This window comes from Enterobacter sp. RIT418, from assembly GCF_003057745.1.
In the GTDB taxonomy this organism is placed as follows: domain Bacteria; phylum Pseudomonadota; class Gammaproteobacteria; order Enterobacterales; family Enterobacteriaceae; genus Enterobacter.
Genome location: NZ_QBJD02000009.1, coordinates 17,493 through 35,466, shown reverse-complemented (window position 1 = coordinate 35,466; position 17,974 = coordinate 17,493). Strand labels below are relative to the sequence as shown.

At 56.8% G+C, this 17,974-nt stretch carries 17 protein-coding genes; 3 read left to right on the top strand and 14 right to left on the bottom strand.

Annotation, left to right across the window (positions count from 1 at the left end):
• Positions 1–53 precede the first annotated feature (53 nt).
• Positions 54–2,231: an ATP-dependent DNA helicase DinG gene (dinG, locus tag DBY73_RS12205; RefSeq protein WP_112011410.1), complete on the top strand. Its 2,178-nt coding sequence runs from the start codon at positions 54–56 to the stop codon at positions 2,229–2,231.
• Here the strand turns inward: dinG and DBY73_RS12200 are convergent.
• The 5 genes from DBY73_RS12200 to DBY73_RS12180 form a co-directional block, all read right to left on the bottom strand.
• Entirely contained in the window at positions 2,218–2,721 is a 504-nt protein-coding gene (locus DBY73_RS12200) for a fimbrial protein (protein ID WP_112011409.1), read from the bottom strand. The genes dinG and DBY73_RS12200 overlap by 14 nt on opposite strands.
• Positions 2,722–2,727: 6 nt before the next feature.
• The gene (locus DBY73_RS12195; protein ID WP_112011408.1) at positions 2,728–3,717 is read right to left on the bottom strand and encodes a fimbrial protein; all 990 of its coding nucleotides are present in this window, start codon (positions 3,715–3,717) and stop codon (positions 2,728–2,730) included.
• A 22-nt stretch (positions 3,718–3,739) separates the two neighbouring features.
• A complete protein-coding gene (locus DBY73_RS12190) occupies positions 3,740–6,283 on the bottom strand; it encodes a fimbria/pilus outer membrane usher protein (protein WP_146745766.1) in 2,544 nt (847 codons plus the stop codon).
• Between the two features lie 30 nt (positions 6,284–6,313).
• Positions 6,314–6,988 (bottom strand): molecular chaperone, encoded by a 675-nt coding sequence (locus DBY73_RS12185; protein ID WP_112011407.1) that lies wholly within the window; start codon positions 6,986–6,988, stop codon positions 6,314–6,316.
• Between the two features lie 69 nt (positions 6,989–7,057).
• Positions 7,058–7,594 (bottom strand): fimbrial protein, encoded by a 537-nt coding sequence (locus tag DBY73_RS12180; protein WP_112011406.1) that lies wholly within the window; start codon positions 7,592–7,594, stop codon positions 7,058–7,060.
• 248 nt (positions 7,595–7,842) lie between these two features.
• On the opposite strand from DBY73_RS12180, the gene ybiB reads away from it, so the two are divergent.
• Positions 7,843–8,805, top strand: coding sequence for a DNA-binding protein YbiB (gene ybiB / locus DBY73_RS12175; protein ID WP_112011405.1), 963 nt, complete (start codon positions 7,843–7,845; stop codon positions 8,803–8,805).
• Positions 8,806–8,916: 111 nt separating this feature from the next.
• On the opposite strand, the gene ybiJ is transcribed toward ybiB, so the two are convergent.
• From ybiJ to mcbA, 3 genes are all read right to left on the bottom strand, one after another.
• Positions 8,917–9,177 (bottom strand): DUF1471 family protein YbiJ, encoded by a 261-nt coding sequence (gene ybiJ / locus DBY73_RS12170; protein WP_112011404.1) that lies wholly within the window; start codon positions 9,175–9,177, stop codon positions 8,917–8,919.
• Positions 9,178–9,460: 283 nt separating this feature from the next.
• Positions 9,461–9,727 carry a DksA/TraR family C4-type zinc finger protein gene (locus tag DBY73_RS12165; RefSeq protein WP_112011403.1) on the bottom strand — a complete coding sequence of 89 codons (267 nt, stop codon included), beginning with the start codon at positions 9,725–9,727 and terminating at the stop codon, positions 9,461–9,463.
• Positions 9,728–9,849: 122 nt separating this feature from the next.
• Complete coding sequence (gene mcbA / locus DBY73_RS12160; protein ID WP_112011402.1) at positions 9,850–10,116, bottom strand: DUF1471 family periplasmic protein McbA; 267 nt, start codon at positions 10,114–10,116, stop codon at positions 9,850–9,852.
• A 242-nt stretch (positions 10,117–10,358) separates the two neighbouring features.
• Between mcbA and rlmF the strand changes: the two genes are divergently transcribed.
• Positions 10,359–11,270, top strand: coding sequence for a 23S rRNA (adenine(1618)-N(6))-methyltransferase RlmF (gene rlmF, locus DBY73_RS12155; RefSeq protein ID WP_112011401.1), 912 nt, complete (start codon positions 10,359–10,361; stop codon positions 11,268–11,270).
• Between the two features lie 48 nt (positions 11,271–11,318).
• Here the strand turns inward: rlmF and ybiO are convergent, their stop codons facing one another.
• The 6 genes from ybiO to rhtA all read right to left on the bottom strand — a co-directional run bounded on the left by ybiO (position 11,319) and on the right by rhtA (position 17,932).
• Positions 11,319–13,538, bottom strand: coding sequence for a mechanosensitive channel protein (ybiO, locus tag DBY73_RS12150; RefSeq protein ID WP_112011400.1), 2,220 nt, complete (start codon positions 13,536–13,538; stop codon positions 11,319–11,321).
• A 125-nt stretch (positions 13,539–13,663) separates the two neighbouring features.
• Positions 13,664–14,386, bottom strand: a complete 723-nt coding sequence (glnQ, locus tag DBY73_RS12145) for a glutamine ABC transporter ATP-binding protein GlnQ (protein ID WP_112011399.1) — start codon at positions 14,384–14,386, stop codon at positions 13,664–13,666.
• A complete protein-coding gene (gene glnP, locus DBY73_RS12140; RefSeq protein WP_108367324.1) occupies positions 14,383–15,042 on the bottom strand; it encodes a glutamine ABC transporter permease GlnP in 660 nt (219 codons plus the stop codon). Before glnP ends, glnQ begins: the two co-directional genes overlap by 4 nt.
• A gap of 93 nt (positions 15,043–15,135) precedes the next feature.
• Entirely contained in the window at positions 15,136–15,879 is a 744-nt protein-coding gene (gene glnH / locus DBY73_RS12135; protein WP_112011398.1) for a glutamine ABC transporter substrate-binding protein GlnH, read from the bottom strand.
• A gap of 363 nt (positions 15,880–16,242) precedes the next feature.
• On the bottom strand, positions 16,243–16,746 hold the full coding sequence (gene dps / locus DBY73_RS12130) for a DNA starvation/stationary phase protection protein Dps (RefSeq protein ID WP_112011397.1): 504 nt from the start codon (positions 16,744–16,746) through the stop codon (positions 16,243–16,245).
• A 298-nt stretch (positions 16,747–17,044) separates the two neighbouring features.
• Entirely contained in the window at positions 17,045–17,932 is an 888-nt protein-coding gene (gene rhtA / locus DBY73_RS12125; protein ID WP_112011396.1) for a threonine/homoserine exporter RhtA, read from the bottom strand.
• Between the last annotated feature and the right edge of the window lie 42 nt (positions 17,933–17,974).

Below are 17,974 nucleotides of genomic sequence, written 5' to 3'. Positions count from 1 at the left end.
TCCGCCAGAAAGTGCCACAATAGTGGCTGTTTATACAGTATTTCAGGTTTCCGATGGCTCTTACCGCTGCGCTGAAAGCGCAAATTGGCGCATGGTATAAGGCGCTTCAACAGCAGATCCCCGACTTTATTCCCCGAGCGCCGCAGCGGCAGATGATTGCCGACGTGGCAAAAACGCTCGCCGGGGACGACGGACGACATCTGGCCATCGAAGCCCCGACCGGCGTCGGGAAAACCCTCTCGTATCTCATTCCCGGCATTGCCATCGCCCGGGAAGAGGATAAAACGCTGGTGGTCAGCACCGCCAACGTCGCGCTGCAGGACCAGATCTTCAGCAAAGACCTGCCGCTGCTGCGCAAAATCATCCCCGATCTTCGCTTCACCGCAGCCTTCGGGCGCGGGCGCTACGTGTGTCCGCGTAACCTGGCGGGCCTTGCCAGCAGCGAGGCGACGCAGCAGGATCTGCTGGCGTTTCTCGACGATGATCTCACGCCAAATAACAAAGCGGAACAAGAGCTGTGCGCCACGCTCAAGGCCGATCTTGACGGCTATAAATGGGATGGCCTTCGCGACCACACCGATAAAGCCGTTAGCGACGATCTGTGGCGCAGGCTCAGCACCGATAAGGCCAGCTGCCTGAACCGCAACTGTCATTACTACCGCGAATGCCCGTTCTTTGTCGCCCGCCGCGAAATTCAGGAAGCGGAGGTGGTGGTGGCTAACCATGCGCTGGTGATGGCGGCGCTCGAGAGCGAAGCCGTTCTGCCGGAGCCGAAAAACCTGCTGCTGGTGCTGGATGAAGGCCATCACCTGCCGGACGTGGCGCGCGACGCGCTGGAGATGAGCGCCGAGATCACCGCGCCGTGGTTTCGCCTGCAGCTCGACCTGTTCTGCAAGCTGGTGGCAACCTGCATGGAGCAGTTCCGCCCGAAAACCACGCCGCCGCTGGCCGTGCCAGAGCGGCTAAGCGACCACTGCGAAGAGGCGTACGCGCTTATTTCGTCCCTGAACAACATCCTCAATCTTTACCTTCCCGCAGCCCAGGAGGCGGAGCATCGCTTCGCGATGGGCGAACTGCCGGAAGAGATCATGGAGATTTGCCAGCAGCTGGCAAAGCATCTCGAAAAGCTGCGCGGGCTGGCGGAGATGTTCTTAAACGATCTGAGTGAGAAAACCGGCTCCCATGACGTGGTGCGACTGCACCGCGTCCTGCTGCAGATGAACCGCGCGCTGGGCATGTTTGAATCGCAGAGCAAGCTCTGGCGGCTGGCTTCGATGGCGCAGGCGTCCGGCGCGCCGGTCACCAAATGGGCCACCCGCGAGGTGCGGGACGGGCAGGTACATCTGTTTTTCCACTGCGTAGGCATTCGCGTGGCCGATCAGCTTGAGAAGCTTATCTGGCGCAGCGTGCCGCACGTGGTTGTCACTTCCGCCACGCTGCGCTCCCTGAACAGTTTCTCCCGCTTGCAGGAGATGAGCGGCCTGAGAGAGAAAGCGGGCGACCGCTTTGTGGCGCTGGACTCGCCGTTTAACCACTGCGAGCAGGGCAAGCTGGTGATTCCGCGCATGACGTTTGAGCCGCTTATGGACAACGAGGAGCAGCACATCGCCGAGATGGCTGCCTATTTCCGCGAGCAGGTTGAGGGCAAAAAATACCCCGGCATGCTGGTGCTGTTCGCCAGCGGCCGCGCGATGCAGCGTTTTCTTGAGCACGTGACCGACCTGCGCCTGCTGCTGCTTGTTCAGGGCGATCAGCCGCGCTATCGGCTGGTGGAGACCCACCGCAAGCGTATTGATAACGGCGAGCGCAGCGTGCTGGTAGGGCTCCAGTCCTTTGCCGAGGGGCTGGATCTCAAGGGCGATTACCTGACGCAGGTGCACATCCATAAAATTGCGTTTCCGCCGATCGACAGCCCGGTGGTGATCACCGAAGGGGAGTGGCTCAAAAGCCTGAACCGCTATCCGTTTGAGGTGCAAAGCCTGCCCGCGGCGTCGTTCAACCTGATTCAGCAGGTAGGGCGCCTGATCCGCAGCCACGGCTGCTGGGGTGAAGTGGTGATTTACGACAAACGCCTGCTGACGAAAAACTATGGTCCGCGTCTGCTTAACGCTCTTCCGGTGTTTCCGATTGAACAGCCAGAGGTGCCTGAGGTAAAAAAACGCCCGGCAAAACTGGCTGCCGGGCGTCGGAAAAGCATCCGTGCTAAGGGGCGCGGTCCTACTGGTAAGTGAAGGTCACCTGGACGACGCTGCTAAACGTCCCCGCGGTGACGGGCATGGAGGTGGCGTAGTAGCGGGCGGCCAGCGGAAACTCTGCCGTGTGGTCGCTTGGGTTTATCAGCACGTTAAAGCTGGCCTGCGGGGCAATCAGAATATTGTCCTGGCGGTCGGCCAGCTCCAGCGCCAGTCCCTTTGCGCTGCCGGTGTTAGCAAACTTTGTTGGATGTACGCCGTCGGCCTGGCCGTAGAAAAAGGCGTTCGCCAGCATCAGGCTTGCCGGGCAATGGGAAACCTTGAGCGAAAAGTCCTTCCACTGCCCCGTATCCCCCACGTCCTTAAACTCGCCCGAGGCTGCCTGGCCTAAATCGACGGTAAGGTTTTTGCTTTCGCTGTCCACCACGCAGGTATTGGCGTAGATATTCCCGGTCATTTGCAGCTCAATCTCGTCCGCGTGGGCGCAGGCCGTCAGGCACAGGAGCAGGAGTAACGCTGTTTTTTTCATTGGATGTCACTTATAGGCAAGGGTGATGGTGGCAACGCTGTTGGCCGGGCCGGGCGTTACGACCGCGCTGGTCTGTTCATAGCGCAATTCAAGCGGAATGCGCAGCGTCTGGTTGGCAAACGCCTCGCTTCCTGTGGGGCTATAGGCATCAAAGCTGGCCAGCATGCCGTCGATGATCATCTGCACGCCAACTCCCGTCGCCATGCCGCTTTGCTGGGTAAGCTTCACCACGCCGGGAAAGGCGGTCTCATAGCCGTTGGCGCTGCTGATTTTCAACTCGGGCTGCACGGTGGTATCGCAGTCCACGTCGATGTAGACGGTTTGCGCCGGATCGGAAAGCGTGCCGGTGCCGACAAAATCGCTGATGGGGAAATCCCCCAGGTTGACGGTCAGGTTTTTAGGCGATACGGAGCAGGTTACCTCGTGCAGAATGACGTTGCCGGAGTACTCGATGTCATTCGGGTTGCCAATGCCTTCGTGGCCGAACACGCCAATGCCGAATCGCGTCTGCGACTGGATGAGCGTCCCGGACGCCACGTCAGCACCCGTTTTCACCAGCTCAAGCGTGACGTCAAAGTTAAACGACTGCTTGCCGTCGGTTGAGACGTAGCCGATTGGCGTCCCGCGAGAATCACAGGTTACGCCACCCGCGCCGCTGATGCGCTGGCCCTGATCGTTCATTAACGCGACGCCAACACCCGGCACGCCGGAGTCATAGACACCCTTGAGACCGGGAATTTCAGTACCGGTGCCGTAATAGCAGGAGACAATCTCCAGCCCGCTGTCGATGCTTTGATCGCAATTGCCGGCCACGTGCACGGTCTGCTCCGTACCGGGGATCGTTTCACCGACCTCCAGCGTTGTCGGCACCGAAACCGACGCCACGTTGATCATTTTCGGCATATCCGGCGTTGAGCAGGTCGCTTTCGCATGGGGCATAAACAGCGCCGCCGTGCCCAGAACTGCTACGAAAAATAATGATTTAATCATCTGCATAAGAGTAAGCCCGAACGATAAATTAATGGCACTGCGCGGAGACAGTGGCGATGCTGGTTTTATCTTTCTCGTCCGTGAGCGCATAGTCGGCGACGCAGTGCTCGCTGGCGTCTTCACCCCACGACACCGCCAGGCGGCCGCGCGGCGGCAGGCCGGACACGTAGGTCTGCCCGTCATTGCCGACAATAAACTCGCTGTCCTTATCCTCGGTGGTGACCGTTGCGCCGAACGGCAGAGGCTTACCGTTCTGCGTGAGCGTCATCAGTGCCCGACGCCCGACGCGGGTGTTAAAGGTGGCGCGCACAACGGCGCCGCGCGTTGGCGTAACGATCTGCGCCGCGTGGGTGATGTCGGCATCGTCCGGCAGCGTTTCGGTATCCAGCGCAATCGTATTGTGGCGATAGGCGGTGACGAACGGCACAACCGTATAGCCGCGGAAGTCGGTCTCGACCCCGGTCTGGTTAGTGATATGCGTGCCGTGCGTGCCGGGCGCTTTCACCAGTGCGATGGTTTCGCCCAGCGGCTGGGTCAGGGTGATGCCGTTGGCGTGCGCCACCACGCCGCCCTGAATACCCACGTTCAGCGTCTGCTGGTGCTTGTCCTGGCTGACGCCACCGCTGACTTCGCCGTACGTTCCTTTGTAATCGGCATTGGCGCTGCCTGAGGTGCCGCTGCCGGTGGTGCTCAGCCCTTCCTGAAGGTTCCAGTTGAGGTTGTTATCCTGCAGGGCCGTGCCGTTCAGGCCGAGGTTCTGCGTGGTGCCGTCTTTGGTATTGTTCAGGTTGTAGGTGGCCCAGGTGTTGTGCATCCAGTGGTCCAGCGGCACGGAGACGCTCAGGGAGAACTGATTATCGTTGGTCACGGACTCGCCGTTCTCGTCGCTGTCGTTGGTGTTCTTATTCATGCTGTAGCTCAGGCTGTAGCTCACGCCGTGCCAGCTGTTGTTGTAGCTGACGCTCATGGAGGTCATATCCTGGCTCTGGCTCCAGTAGCTTTCCTTTACCAGGCTCAGCGTCACGGAGCCCCAGCCTTCGCCCAGCGTTTGGTCAATGGTGGCTTCCGTCCGCGCCCGGCGCTGCTGCGGCGCTGACCAGTCGCTTGAGCGGGTATAGGACTCCATGGTGTCTTGCAGGGTATAGAAACCCTTGCTGTTGTAGCGGTAGCCCGCCAGCGAGAAGTTGGTTCCGCTTCCGGCAAAATCCTTGCTGTAGCGCACGCGCCAGGACTGGCCCTTGCTCGCCTGCTGCTTTTTCAGCAGCGCTTTCGCGCGCGTAACGTCAATGGAAAACGCCCCGAGATCGCCCATGTTTTTACCCGCGCCCACGGCCTGGGAGCGATAGTGGCTGCTCTGCTGAACGCCGCCGTAGGCCGTGAAGCCATAGGGCAAGCCGTAGATGGCGCTTCCCTGGGCGAACGGCGTTTTTTCCACGTCTTTGTCATATGAACGGTAGCGACCCGCGGTCACGCTGTAGCGCAGGTTCTTTTCGCGCTGGAGCACCGGCACGGAAGCGTACGGCACCACGAAATGGCTTTCGCTGCCGTCCGTCTCTTTCACGGTGACCTGCAGGTCACCGCTGCTGCCGGTTGGGTAGAGATCGTTAATTTCAAACGCGCCGGGCGCGACGGTATTTTGGTAGATGACGTAGCCGTTCTGGCGGACCATCACCAGCGCGTTGCTGTGCGCCGTGCCGCGAATGATTGGCGCGTAGCCTTTTTCGCTGTCCGGGAGCATGTCGCTGTCGGAGTTAATCTGCGCACCGGTATAGGGGACGCTATCGAAGACGTCGGCAGGGGACGAGCTCTGCCCCACCGTTACGCTGCTTTTCATCGCCACGATATCGCGCTGGGCGTAGGTATAGACCGACGAGAACTTCTGCTGCTCGGTGTTGCCGGTGGTGCTGCGGTTCCACGTTGAGTAGTTTCTTAAGCGCCACGCGCCGATATTGAGGCCGGGACGGAGGTTGACGTACTGGCTGCTGGCGTCTTGTTCGCCCTGCTGGCGCGCGTGGCTTTGGCTCGCGGTTGCGCTGTGGTTCAGCAGGCCCGCGGTGATCCCTTCGTCGTACTCTTTGGGGTCAATGTAGCCGCGCGGAACTTTGCCCAGCGCCACCTGCGGAATGCTGAGCAGCAGCTGCTGGTTACGCACGTGAAACGTTGCGGAGGCGGAGGGTATAGCGCTGAGGTTTGCACATGCGCCTTTTGCCAGCAGGTTGGGATAATTTTTGACCTTAATGCCCAGGCTTTGTAACTCATCCAGGCTAAAGCAGGGCTGGAGAGCGCTGTTGCCCTGGCGATCTTTTTGTAAGGTAAAGGTGACGTCGCGGGTATCAATTTTATTATTATTGATAAAAATAGCGACCTGATATTTCCCCGGCGCCTGTCCCGGCCCTTTTTCATAGACGGATAAATCGGTTTTGGTCTGCTGGGGATTATCTACGTCCAGCAGCGCTGGGTTAAAATAATCATCTGCCATCACCTGCGACGCAAAGATCGCCATTACCAGGCCAATAATAATGACCAGTAATGAAGATAGTTGGCAGGTAAACGGCTTTTTGTCGCTATACATGATTATTTAATACACCGGCGTGCCGAATGATTAATGGAGTGCTGCGGTCAGGGGGTGGCTGATGCTGCCGTAATCGGTAATAATCGACCACGCCACGGTATTGCCGTTGGTATTCGCTGGCAGCGCAAAATGGGTTTCCGTTTTCGGTACGGCCCAGTTCGCTTTGGTGACCTTATGCCCGTTCAGAGTGACGCTCTGGAAATTCATGTAAAACGGCGTCGGGTTATTCACGACGAGATCGTTCCCCTCGCGGTGCCATTCCAGCTTGTTGGCCACGTCTTCCGGTCTGCCTTTCACCGCGGCAGGGCGATACAGCAATTTGATGCGGGTATTAATGGCGATTTGCAGGGTATTCACGCCGTCAACGTGCTTTGATGACGGAATGGCCTTGATGTTCAGCCAGTACATTGACTCGCGGTCTTCGGGTAAATTGCCGCCCGTGCGCACGACGCGCAGCACGTTGTCTTCTTTAGCGTCCAGACGAAACAGCGGAGGGGTAATCAGGAACGGGGCTTTAGCCAGGTTTTTACCGCCGGAATCGACCCAGGACTGCACCAGATAATCCGTTGTATCCGGGTTTGAAATGCCAAGAGAAGATTCCTTTTTATCTCCCTGGTAAACCAGGCGGGTGCCATTAATAATGACCCCTGCATGTGCAGTGGCTGCTACCAGTAAAAGAGTGCTCAGTAAATAACCGTGGCGCATAAATATTTCTCATCAAAGATAAAAGATATTAGCGCCTGACGCGGCGCTAATATCTCAGGATTGATAATATCAGTTATAAATGACGGTGAAGGTAGATACAGAGTTTGCAGGACCAGCAGTAATAGCCGCTCCGGTCTGAATATAACGCGCACCAAATTCCAGATCGTTGACGGTTGTACCGGACGTTAACGGATATTGCTTAGACGGGGTATATAAGCTCACCGGCTGTGCTGATGAATCAACCAGCTGAATTGCAACCCCTGTCGCCGCATCCGTATCCGGCGTTAATGCCAGCGTGGAATTATTGTTAGCGTCCGGCGTACCGCCGAAATTAATGGCGGCAGACGTCACCGTTTCCGGACAATCTTTTAACTGAATATCGAATTTCGTTAATGTGCTGGTAGAGCCCGCGCCGGTAAATACCGTTTTCGATACTTTGCCGAGCTGGACGTTCAGCGGGTTACTTAACCCATTAACGACCTGACATGCGGAATCAATGATTTCGCCGGTAAAGTTAATTTGACCTTCACCGTTTGTTGCCGCGAATGCGGATGCAGAACATCCGATCGTTGCAGCGATAATTAACCCTAATGCAACCTTGTTCATAATAAATCCTGGTGTATGACGGGTGGAAACGTTGCCTGGACGTTTTCACCGCTGATGCTTAATGACTTTCCGCTGGCTATTTAATCAAAATATGCATGGATAAGATTGTTCTATAGAAATCACAAATAATTTAGATTTTGCTTGTGTTTAATTTTTATTAGGAATTTCAGAGGGTTGATAAAACACTATCGGCAAGGCGTTCATCAGGGCTATATTGTTAACAAGATGAAGCAGTAAGGAGAGATGTCGTGGATTATCGCAAAATTATCAAAGAGGTAGGGCGCGGTAAAAACCATGCCCGCGACCTGGACCGTGAGACCGCGCGCGCGCTGTATACCCATATGCTTAACGGCGACGTGCCGGACCTGGAGATGGGCGGCATTCTGATTGCGCTACGCATCAAGGGAGAAGGTGAGGCCGAGATGCGCGGTTTTTATGAGGCGATGCAGGCGCATACGCTGCGCCTTACGCCGCCGGTAGCAAAGCCGATGCCGATCGTGATCCCAACCTATAACGGCGCGCGCAAGCAGGCGAACCTGACGCCGCTTCTGGCGATTTTGCTGCATAAAATCGGCTTTCCGGTGGTCGTGCACGGGGTCAGCGAAGATCCTACCCGCGTGTTGACCGAAACGATTTTTGAACAGCTGGGCATTGCGCCCACGCTGCACGCCGGGCAGGCGCAGGCGAAGCTGGACGGGCACCAGCCGGTCTACATTCCGGTGAAGGCGCTGTGTCCGCCGCTGGAAAAACAGCTCGATATGCGCTGGCGGATGGGCGTGCGCAACAGCGCGCACACCCTGGCGAAGCTGGCCACGCCCTTTGACGAAGGCGCTGCGCTGCGTCTTTCCAGCGTCTCGCATCCTGAATACGTTGGCCGCGTGGGGAAATTCTTCGAGGACATTGGCGGCCGGGCGCTGCTGATGCACGGCACGGAAGGCGAAGCGTATGCTAACCCTTTGCGCTGCCCGCAGCTGACGCTGATCGATTCCGCCGGTGCGCGCGTGGTGCTTGAGCGCGGAGAAGAGAGCGCCGACGTTGAACTGCCTGAGGCCAAAGATCCGCACACCACCGCGCGGTGGATTGAGCAGTGCCTTGCCGGAAGCGTGCCGGTCCCGCACGCCATTAAGCTCCAGATGGCCTGCTGCCTGCTGGCGACGGGAGAAGTTGAAACGGTAGAGGCCGGGCTTCAGCGCGTGGCGCAGTCGTTTTGACAAAAAAAAGCCCGTCCAGTGGCGGACGGGCAAAAGGGGTAACAAACAGGGTCAATGAGGGTTGGAGCATCTCACCAGAGGGCCAGTGAGGGTGGAGCATAATTCTTTCGGTTATTTATAGATAACCGCGGTGCCGCTCAGCTTGTTGCTGTTGGTTGCGGAGGTGATGGTATAACCGCTGGCACCCGCAGCCGCGGCTTTCTCAGCCAGTTTCGCTTCCAGACCGTCCAGCGTCGTCGCGCCATCTGCGCTCACCACGCCGATTTTGTTCATGTTCTGCGCCTGGGTAGAAGAGACAGGCTCTACGGCGAACGCGCCGAATGACAGGGCAGACAGGGCAACGGCAGCAACAGCATATTTGATGGTTTTCATAATTAATCTCTCGCAGGTTTTTTGTTAGGGGACGGTGTTCCGTCGATGTGATGAGTATCACGCTTTTTTTCGCCGGAGAAAATCGAAGAGAATTGACGTGGTCAGTCAAAAAAATTGAATGACAAATAACTTATTGAATATTAATAAATTCAAAACCCGGCTTTACACTTCTTGTCGACGCGCTTTACAGAGAGCGGGAGAAGGGCACGTTTTGCTACGCGCTTCGCTAAAAAGCGTGAGCGTAAAGGCGAGTAGCCAAACGGTGAGAAAAGGTAAAGCAAAGTCAACGCAGCTGGCTGTCTTTCGATCCTCTGCGATTATATCCCGAATGGGAAGCGTTTTTTGAATCTTTATCCTGCTGGCAGGCGATGCATAACCGCACGCCGGGAATGGCCTTGCGGCGCGCCTCGGGGATTGCATCGCCGCACTCTTCGCATTCATGCAAACTTTCACCGCGCGGAATTTCGCCGCGGGCGCGCGCGACGGCATCTTCAATTGTACTGTTGATCTGTTCGTTGACGGCGTCGTCATTTGCCCAACCGGAAGCCATAGGTCCTCCTGACAAGGTAAGGGAAGTAATAAACTTACATGGGGTTAAAAAATAAACAATCAAGGCGTGAATCAAAGAAACTGCATCCGATAAACGGATGCAGTGCGATCGCGGGAAGAGGCTTACTTATAAATAGTGGCGGTGCCGTACATATGGTTATCGCCGCCGGCAGCGTTCACCACATATCCTTTCGCGCCCTGTTCGCGCGCTTTTTCAGCCAGTTTATCCTGGAGATCGTCAAGGTTGCTGGCGCGGCTCACGGAAACCGTACCCGCGGGGCGAAGCTGGCCGGTATCGGTGCTGGTGGTCAGGGACTCAACGGACAGCGCGGAGAACGACGCGGTTGCAAGCGTTCCGGCGAGAACAGCAAGGGTCAGGTACTTTTTCATAATCACATCCTCAGGGGAAACAACGGGTGATTCCCCTTAAGTTTAGAAGCTTAAAGAGTGTGATTTAGCGCAAAAATTTGATGATGATCTGCTTATTTTTTGAACGACAAAAGCTGACAATTTGCTAACAGATCATAGACATACAGGTTTCTGTTTTTAGTCGATATTTTGTCCCGCGTAGAGAAACATTTACCGTTGGGTCTGCAAAGGGTATCTTACGCCGCTGTTAAAAGGAGAACGCCATGACTGCCCACAAGCCGGGGTTGCACCCGCGCAACCGCCACCGTAACCGCTATGACATGCAGGCGCTGTGCCTGAGCTGCCCGCCGCTGCAGGATTTTATTGTCCAAACGCCCGCCGGCGAGCCAACGGTCAACTTTGCCGATCCGCAGGCGGTTAAAATGCTCAATAAAGCCCTGCTGGCGCATTTCTACGGCGTGGCGCAGTGGGACATCCCGGACGGCTTTCTCTGTCCGCCCGTCCCGGGGCGAGCCGATTACGTTCACCATCTGGCGGATCTGCTTGCGGAAGGAAATGACGGCGCGGTGCCGCAGCAGGCCACCATTCTGGATATCGGCACTGGCGCGAACCTCATCTATCCGCTGATCGGCGCGCACGAATACCAGTGGCGTTTTACCGGCAGCGAGATCGGCACCGACGCCTTTGCCAGCGCGCAGGCGATAATCAACGCCAACCCGGGGCTGAGCCGCGCCATTCGCCTTCGTCGCCAGAAGGATGAGGCCGCCATTTTTAACGGCATCATTCATAAAAACGAGCAGTACGACGCGACCATGTGTAACCCGCCGTTCCACGACTCGGCCGATTCCGCCCGTGCGGGCAGCGAGCGCAAGCGCCGCAACCTGGGTCAGGCAGAGGATGCCGCGCTGAACTTTGGCGGCCAGCAGCAGGAGCTGTGGTGCGAAGGGGGAGAAGTGGCGTTCATCCTGCGGATGATTGCCGAAAGCAAATCCTTTGGCCGCCAGGTGAAATGGTTCACCACCCTGGTGTCGCGCGGGGATAACCTGCCGCCGCTCTACCGCGCGCTAACCGAAGCCGGCGCGGTGAAGGTGGTGAAAAAAGAGATGGCGCAGGGCCAGAAGCAGAGCCGCTTTATCGCCTGGACGTTTATGGACAATAACAAACGTCGCAAATAGCACCGCGTCGCAGGCCGGGTCAGGCGAAGCCGCCACCCGGCAATCCGGCTACAGCGTTGGCTCCTGCGGCGCAGGTGGCGCCGCTGGGGCCGGTGACGGCAGCACCTGATAGGTCTGCACCGGCATCCGCACCTCCGCCAGGTCAAAGTGTTTTTTCACCATGCTGTCGAGGGCAAAGCGCACCGTCCACTGCTTCAGCGGCTGGGTGGTGAACGAGACGCGAAGCGTAAACGCCGTATTCGTCAGCCCGACGATGCCCGCAAACGACGGCTCGCCGATCACCAGCCCGCGAATATCCTCCATCTCCATCAGCTCTTCTACTGCATCCCGCAGCGCCTGCTTGGCCTTGTCAGCATCTTCATGACGATCCACGTCGTAGTTCGCGACGACGGAACCAATCCCGCGCACGAAGTTGGCGAAGGTGGTGATCGATGACCACGGGATAATATGGTATGCCCCGGTATCCTGACGCACGCCGACCGAACGAATAGACATCCGCTCAACCGTGCCGGTAAGCGGCCCAATCGTCACCAGGTCGCCGGTGTTCATCCCGTTTTCAAACTGGATAAAGATGCCGGTGATGATGTCCTTCACCAGCGTCTGGGAGCCGAAGGAGATCGCCAGCCCCAGCGCACCCGCACCGGCGAGCAGCGGCGCGATATTAACGCCGATTTCCGAGAGCACAATCATGATGGTAATGGTGCTGATGATCACCGCCAGCGCGTTGCGGAACAGCGTCAGCAGCGTGCGCGCGCGGGCGCTGGGCAGCGGCCTGCCGTGAATATCCGACACCAGACGGTTCTCAATCAGGCTTGCCAGCAGCGTCCAGCCCACCGCCGAGAAGAACAGGATCAGCGCGATGCGGATCAGAATATCGACGGTCTTTTCGCCCGCGCCGTAGTGCAGCCAGTTCCAGAAGTCGAACAATCCCCAGGCGTTAAGCAGCAGCATGATTGCCACACAGACCGTGAGAATGCGCGCGACCTTGAGTGAAGCAGACATCCAGCCGTTGACCCGCTTTTGCAGCTCAGGGTAGCTGTGCTGCACCTGCGGCGAGAGGGTGATGGTTTTAGAAATCCAGCGCGACAGCAGGCCCGACACGAACGCCGCGACGCCGATGATGGCCAGGCTTTTGAACGTTGCGCCCATCATAAACTTCAGGCTGTTGCCCGGATCGAACAGCGAGAAAAAGCATAGAACGACGAAGTAGGCGCTCGCCAGCCAGTGCCACACCAGCGCGAAGGCGCGAATAAACAGGCTGAAGAAGGGGAGGGAGCGGTCGGCCAGGTGCAGCAGGCTCTGGGTGATTGCCTTTTTGTTGTGAAAGATAAGGTACAGCGCCCAGACGGTAATGCACAGCATGATCAGCACGTTTGCCAGCGCGCCAAACTGAATATTGACCTGATTGGAGATAATCGGCACGCCGACCAGCAGGCCGTAGCCAATCAGCCCGCTCAGAATACTTAAGCGCAGGGCCCAGTATCTGGCGCTGTCGTTGCGGATGTTAAAGGGGCGCAGCTCCGGCACGCGCGGGCAGAAAATCAGGCGCAGGAGGGCCTTGAAGAACTCGATCAGGGCGAAGGCGTTGAGGAACAGCGCCTGCTGGAAGGCAATGGTTTTGTTGCCCGCGTTAAGGTGGTCGGCCAGCTGTTGGCCGACAAAAAGCGTCAGCACCAGCAGGAGTAAATCAATAATAAACGCGCTGGCAATCATCAGCGGCAGGTGCAGCCAGCTGCTTTTTTGCTGGTTTTTTTTACGTCCCCAGCGCCCCATCCTGCGATAGAGGGGCCAGGCGCAGAGGCGAACCAGCCAGTAAAAGGCAAAGATTGCGGCCGCCAGCATCAGGAAATGGCGGGCGGCGTTTGAGAAGGTGTCGGGGTTGAACGGCTTGTGGGGCGAGCCAATCAGGTTGCGGTAGAGCTGGGCGAAGCGTGATGCGAGCGCATCGCCGTAGCGGCGGCTTACGTCTGTCACGTTTTCCAGCACCGTTTTTTGCTCGGTCACTTCCGGCGGCGTAATGGCTGGAACCGTCTCCTGCGGCGGCGTGGCGGCGGCTTTGCGCAGCTGATCCACCAGCTCCTTGCGCGAGCCTTCGTTTTCAAGGACATCCGCCAGCGCGCCGTAGGCCGCTTTTTTCTGCTCGATGCTGGGTTCCGGGGGCGGGCTGGTTTGTTCCGTGGCGGTGCTTCCGGCGGTGACGCCGGGGATCGCCACCGCGAACGATGGCGCACTGAACAGGCTAATCAGAAGCAACAGAAACCACGGCACGGCATCCTCCGGAAAATGTCTAACAAAATGATAAGTATAGAGGGCAGGACGGGGAGGGGGATTTTTGGGAACAATCTGGCGAAAAAAAGCCGGGCATGCCCGGCTTAATGTGGCTGCTGATGCCCTCAGGAGACGTGCTGTAAAAACTCCTGCAGGCGCTGGCTCGGCGGGTTGGCGATAAGCGTCTGCGGGTTACCGTCTTCGGCAATGCGCCCTTTGTCGATGAAGATCAGGCGCGACGCCACTTTTTCAGCAAAGCCGATTTCGTGGGTCACGATCACCATCGTCATGCCTTCTTCCGCCAGGTCCTGCATGACCTTTAATACTTCGTGGCGGAGTTCCGGGTCGAGCGCGGAGGTTGGCTCATCAAAGAGCATCATTTTCGGCTTAACCGCCAGCGCGCGGGCAATAGCCACGCGCTGCTGCTGGCCGCCGGACAGCTCGGACGGGTAGTGGTGCGAGCGCTCGGCAAGCCCTACCTTCGCCAGCAGATCTTTCGCCAGCGCTTCCGCTGCCGCTTTGCTGGCACCGCGCACGCGCAGGGGACCAAACATCACGTTTTCCAGCGCGGTCAGGTGCGGGAACAGATAGAACTGCTGGAACACCATGCCCGCTTCCTGACGGATCAGGCGCTCGTCAACCTTCGGGTCGTTAACCTTCAGCCCGTCGACGATCAGATCGCCGCTGGTGATCTCTTCCAGCTTGTTAATGCAGCGCAGCAGCGTGGATTTACCGGAGCCGGATGGCCCAATAATGACCACCACTTCGCCCTTCGTGATGTTCAAATCAATATTGTGCAGCACCTGGGTTGGGCCAAAGTGCTTGGAAACGTTTTTAAATTCAATCACAGGATTTTCATCCTTCTTTCAAGACGGCGCAGAACAAAGCTCAGAACCAGCGTAATAATCAGATAGACCACGGCGACGGCGCTCCAGATCTCCAGCGCGCGGAAGTTGCCCGCAATAATCTCCTGGCCCTGACGGGTCAGCTCGGCCACGCCGATCACGATAAACAGCGAGGTGTCCTTAATGCTGATGATCCACTGGTTACCCAGCGGCGGCAGCATGCGGCGCAGCGCCAGCGGCAGGATCACGTGGCGAATGGTTTCGCGACGAGAGAGGCCTAACGCCAGGCCCGCTTCGCTAAAGCCTTTATGAATCGACAGCACCGCGCCGCGGGTGATTTCCGCGATGTACGCACCGGAGTTGATCATAATGGTCACAACGGCGGCGCTGAACGGGTCAATGCGCAGGTCGTTGAAGGCCATTGGCAGGGCGAAGTAGATGAACATGACCTGAACGACAATCGGGGTGCCGCGGATCACTTCGATGAAAACCAGCGCGATGTGGTTAGCAATCCAGCCGCCGTAGGTGCGGGCGAAACCGGCGACAAGACCGATAATCAACCCGCCAACCAGACCGAGGATCGAAATCCACAGGGTCATTTTAGCGCCTTCAAGCAAGAGAGGAATGGCAGGCCAGATGGCGCTCCAGTCAAACTGCATGATGTATTCCTGTATACCGTGGTGAAAAACAAAAAATGTAGGCCCGGCAAGCGTCAGCGCCACCGGGCATTACAAACCTGAGTTCAGGCAGAATTATTTGGGTTCAGTACCGAACCATTTTTTATAGATTTCGTTATAGGTGCCGTTCTCTTTCAGGGTTTTCAGCGCGCCGTTCACTTTGTTACGCAGGTCGTCGCTGCCTTTCGGGAACGCAATACCGTACTGCTGTGCTTCCAGAGAGTCGCCTACCGCTTTGAACTTGCCGTTGCCCGCGGTTTTGATGAAGTACAGGATGTTTGGCGTATCGTGCAGCACCGCGTCAGCGCGGTTGGTGCCGAGCTCCATGTAGGCGTTATCGATGTTCGGGAACTGGCGCAGATCCTTGGTTTTGATGTTGGCTTTCGCGTAATCAACCGAACCGGTACCGCTCTTCACCGCCACCACTTTACCGTCAAGATCTTTCACGCTTTTCACGTCGTCATTGTCGGCTTTGACCATCACCAGCAGGCCGCTTTTATAGTAGCCGTCAGAGAAGTCGATTGCCTTTTTACGCTCGTCGGTAATGGTGATGCCCGCCAGCGCGAGGTCCACGTTTTTGGTCTGCAGCGCCGGGATGATGCCGCTGAAGTCCATTGGCTTCAGGGTGTAATCCAGCTTCAGCTCTTTGGCGACGGCGGCCCACAGGTCCACGTCGAACCCAACGTATTTATCGCCTTGTTTAAATTCAAATGGTACGAACGCAGTATCGGTTGCCACGACGAGTTTGTCGGCAGCGTGAGAAGACACTGCAAAAGCCAGGGTAAGTGCAGCCAGTGAAACTTTTAATACAGACTTCATAGCATTTCCTTTTATATCCACGGGGCGATCCCCTGCGAGAACAACAGGCACAATGAAAAAATCATGCCAACTTTACAAGTTATTGTTTTTCAATGGGGATGAAGACATGCGTTGCACAACAAGCGGGACAAACGCACCGGATTGCACCAGTCTGGAGCACCATTTTGGTGCGTGGCGTTTGGCCCAGCTGACGAGCCTCTATTTAGCGTAAATTCTGGTGAGAAAACAATCTCTCGTTAACGATTGTGTGAGGTGATTATTACAATTTATTTACTTCTTTAGGAGGGAAGGGGGAAAGTGTGCACCATAAATGTGCAAAACCCCCACCGGGACGGCGAGGGTTCGTCATTAATCCGAAAAGGATTATTCGATGTTGGATTCAATAAACCACAGGAACTGGTCCAGGTCGCGGGAGGCTGCGGTGAAGATATCCGCGGTATCTTCGTCCTTCGCTTCGCCAATGGCTTTACGCACGTCGTTTGCCACAATCGCGTAGCGATCGGCCAGCTCTTTCAGGTGGTCCTGAACGGTATGGATATCCAGCGGGTAGCTTTTCAGCGCCGTTTTGCTGTTGATCACCTGCGTGGTGCCCAGCGCTACGCCGCCTAACTGAACGGCACGTTCAGCCATGGTGTCTAGATGGGTAACCAGCGCCGTGCGGAAGCCATCCAGCATTTCATGAACGGCAATAAAGTTTGCACCGCGCATATTCCAGTGAGCCTGTTTGGTGATCAGCGACAGATCGATGAACTGGATCACCTGGCGATTCAGCAGCTCAATGGTTGCTTTCTTATCGCTATCCGATACATCGTTACGGGTATAAAGCAGATTAGACGCTTTTGTTTTCACCAGTTTAGCGGTACTCATAATCTCATATCCTCTTGATGTTTTGTGTCCCAGGTAATTACGGGATTAAGTATAGCAGCTGATTTTTCGTCTGCGGCTTGGCTCTGCCTATCGGTTTAATAGTGATAATAGGGTTGAATAACTAACGTATTGAAATGATGGAGATTAGTTGAAAATGATACAGAACGGTCCTAATTCCCACGTAGACAGATTCTGTGTTGCAAATAGGGCGGAAATATAAAGGAGGAGCCGTGGAATTATACTGCGGGAGGGCGAATAAATATTCTGCATGGCGAATAAACCATGCAGAACGGCATAATTAGCTGATATCTACTTTCTGGACTTTAGGCTCCGGGCGCATGGTCAGCGTGGACCCCATCGACGCGGCGATGATTGAGCACAGCGCCAGCGTTTGGGTCAGCGTCAGGGTTTCGCCCAAGAAGACCATGCCGGAGACGGCGGCCAGCGCGGGCTCCATGCTCATCAGGGTGCCAAAAATACGCGTAGGCAGGCGCGTCAGGGCTATCATCTCTAAAGAGTAGGGGAGTGCGGTAGAAAGTACGGCAACGGCCAGCCCCACGGGGAGAATGGACCACTGCCAGATGGACTCCGTAGCCTGTGCCATACCGATTGGCACAAAGACGATTGCCGCGATTAAGGACCCCAGCGCCACCGTTGCCGGGCCGTGCTCTTCACCCGCGCGCTGCCCGGTAAGAATATAGAGAGCCCAGCAGGCCCCGGCTCCAAGCGCCAGCGCGGCGCCCGTGAGATCGATATGGGAAACATTCTGACCCAGGGGCAGCAGGAACCAAAGCCCCAGCACGGCAAGCACTACCCAGATAAAGTCTACCGGGCGGCGGGAAGAGAAAAGCGCCACCGCCAGCGGGCCGGTAAATTCCAGCGCAACGGCAATCCCGAGCGGGATGGTCTGGATAGAGAGATAGAACATGTAGTTCATCGCGCCCAGCGACAGCCCGTAAAAAAGGAGGGGCAAACGCTGCTCTTTTTTGAAGCGCAGGCGCCACGGCTTAAAGATGACCACCAGGATCAGGGTTCCCAGGGCGATGCGCAGCGCCGTCACGCCCGGCGCGCCGATCAGAGGAAAGAGGGATTTTGCCAGCGATGCGCCACTCTGGATAGAAAGCATCGCGATCAGTATTACGGCAACCGGTAACCAGACCGATGACGTGCGGGAGAGCCCAGGCATCCTTTCTCCTGTCAATTTTTGTCAAATGAGGTAAAAGTCGCA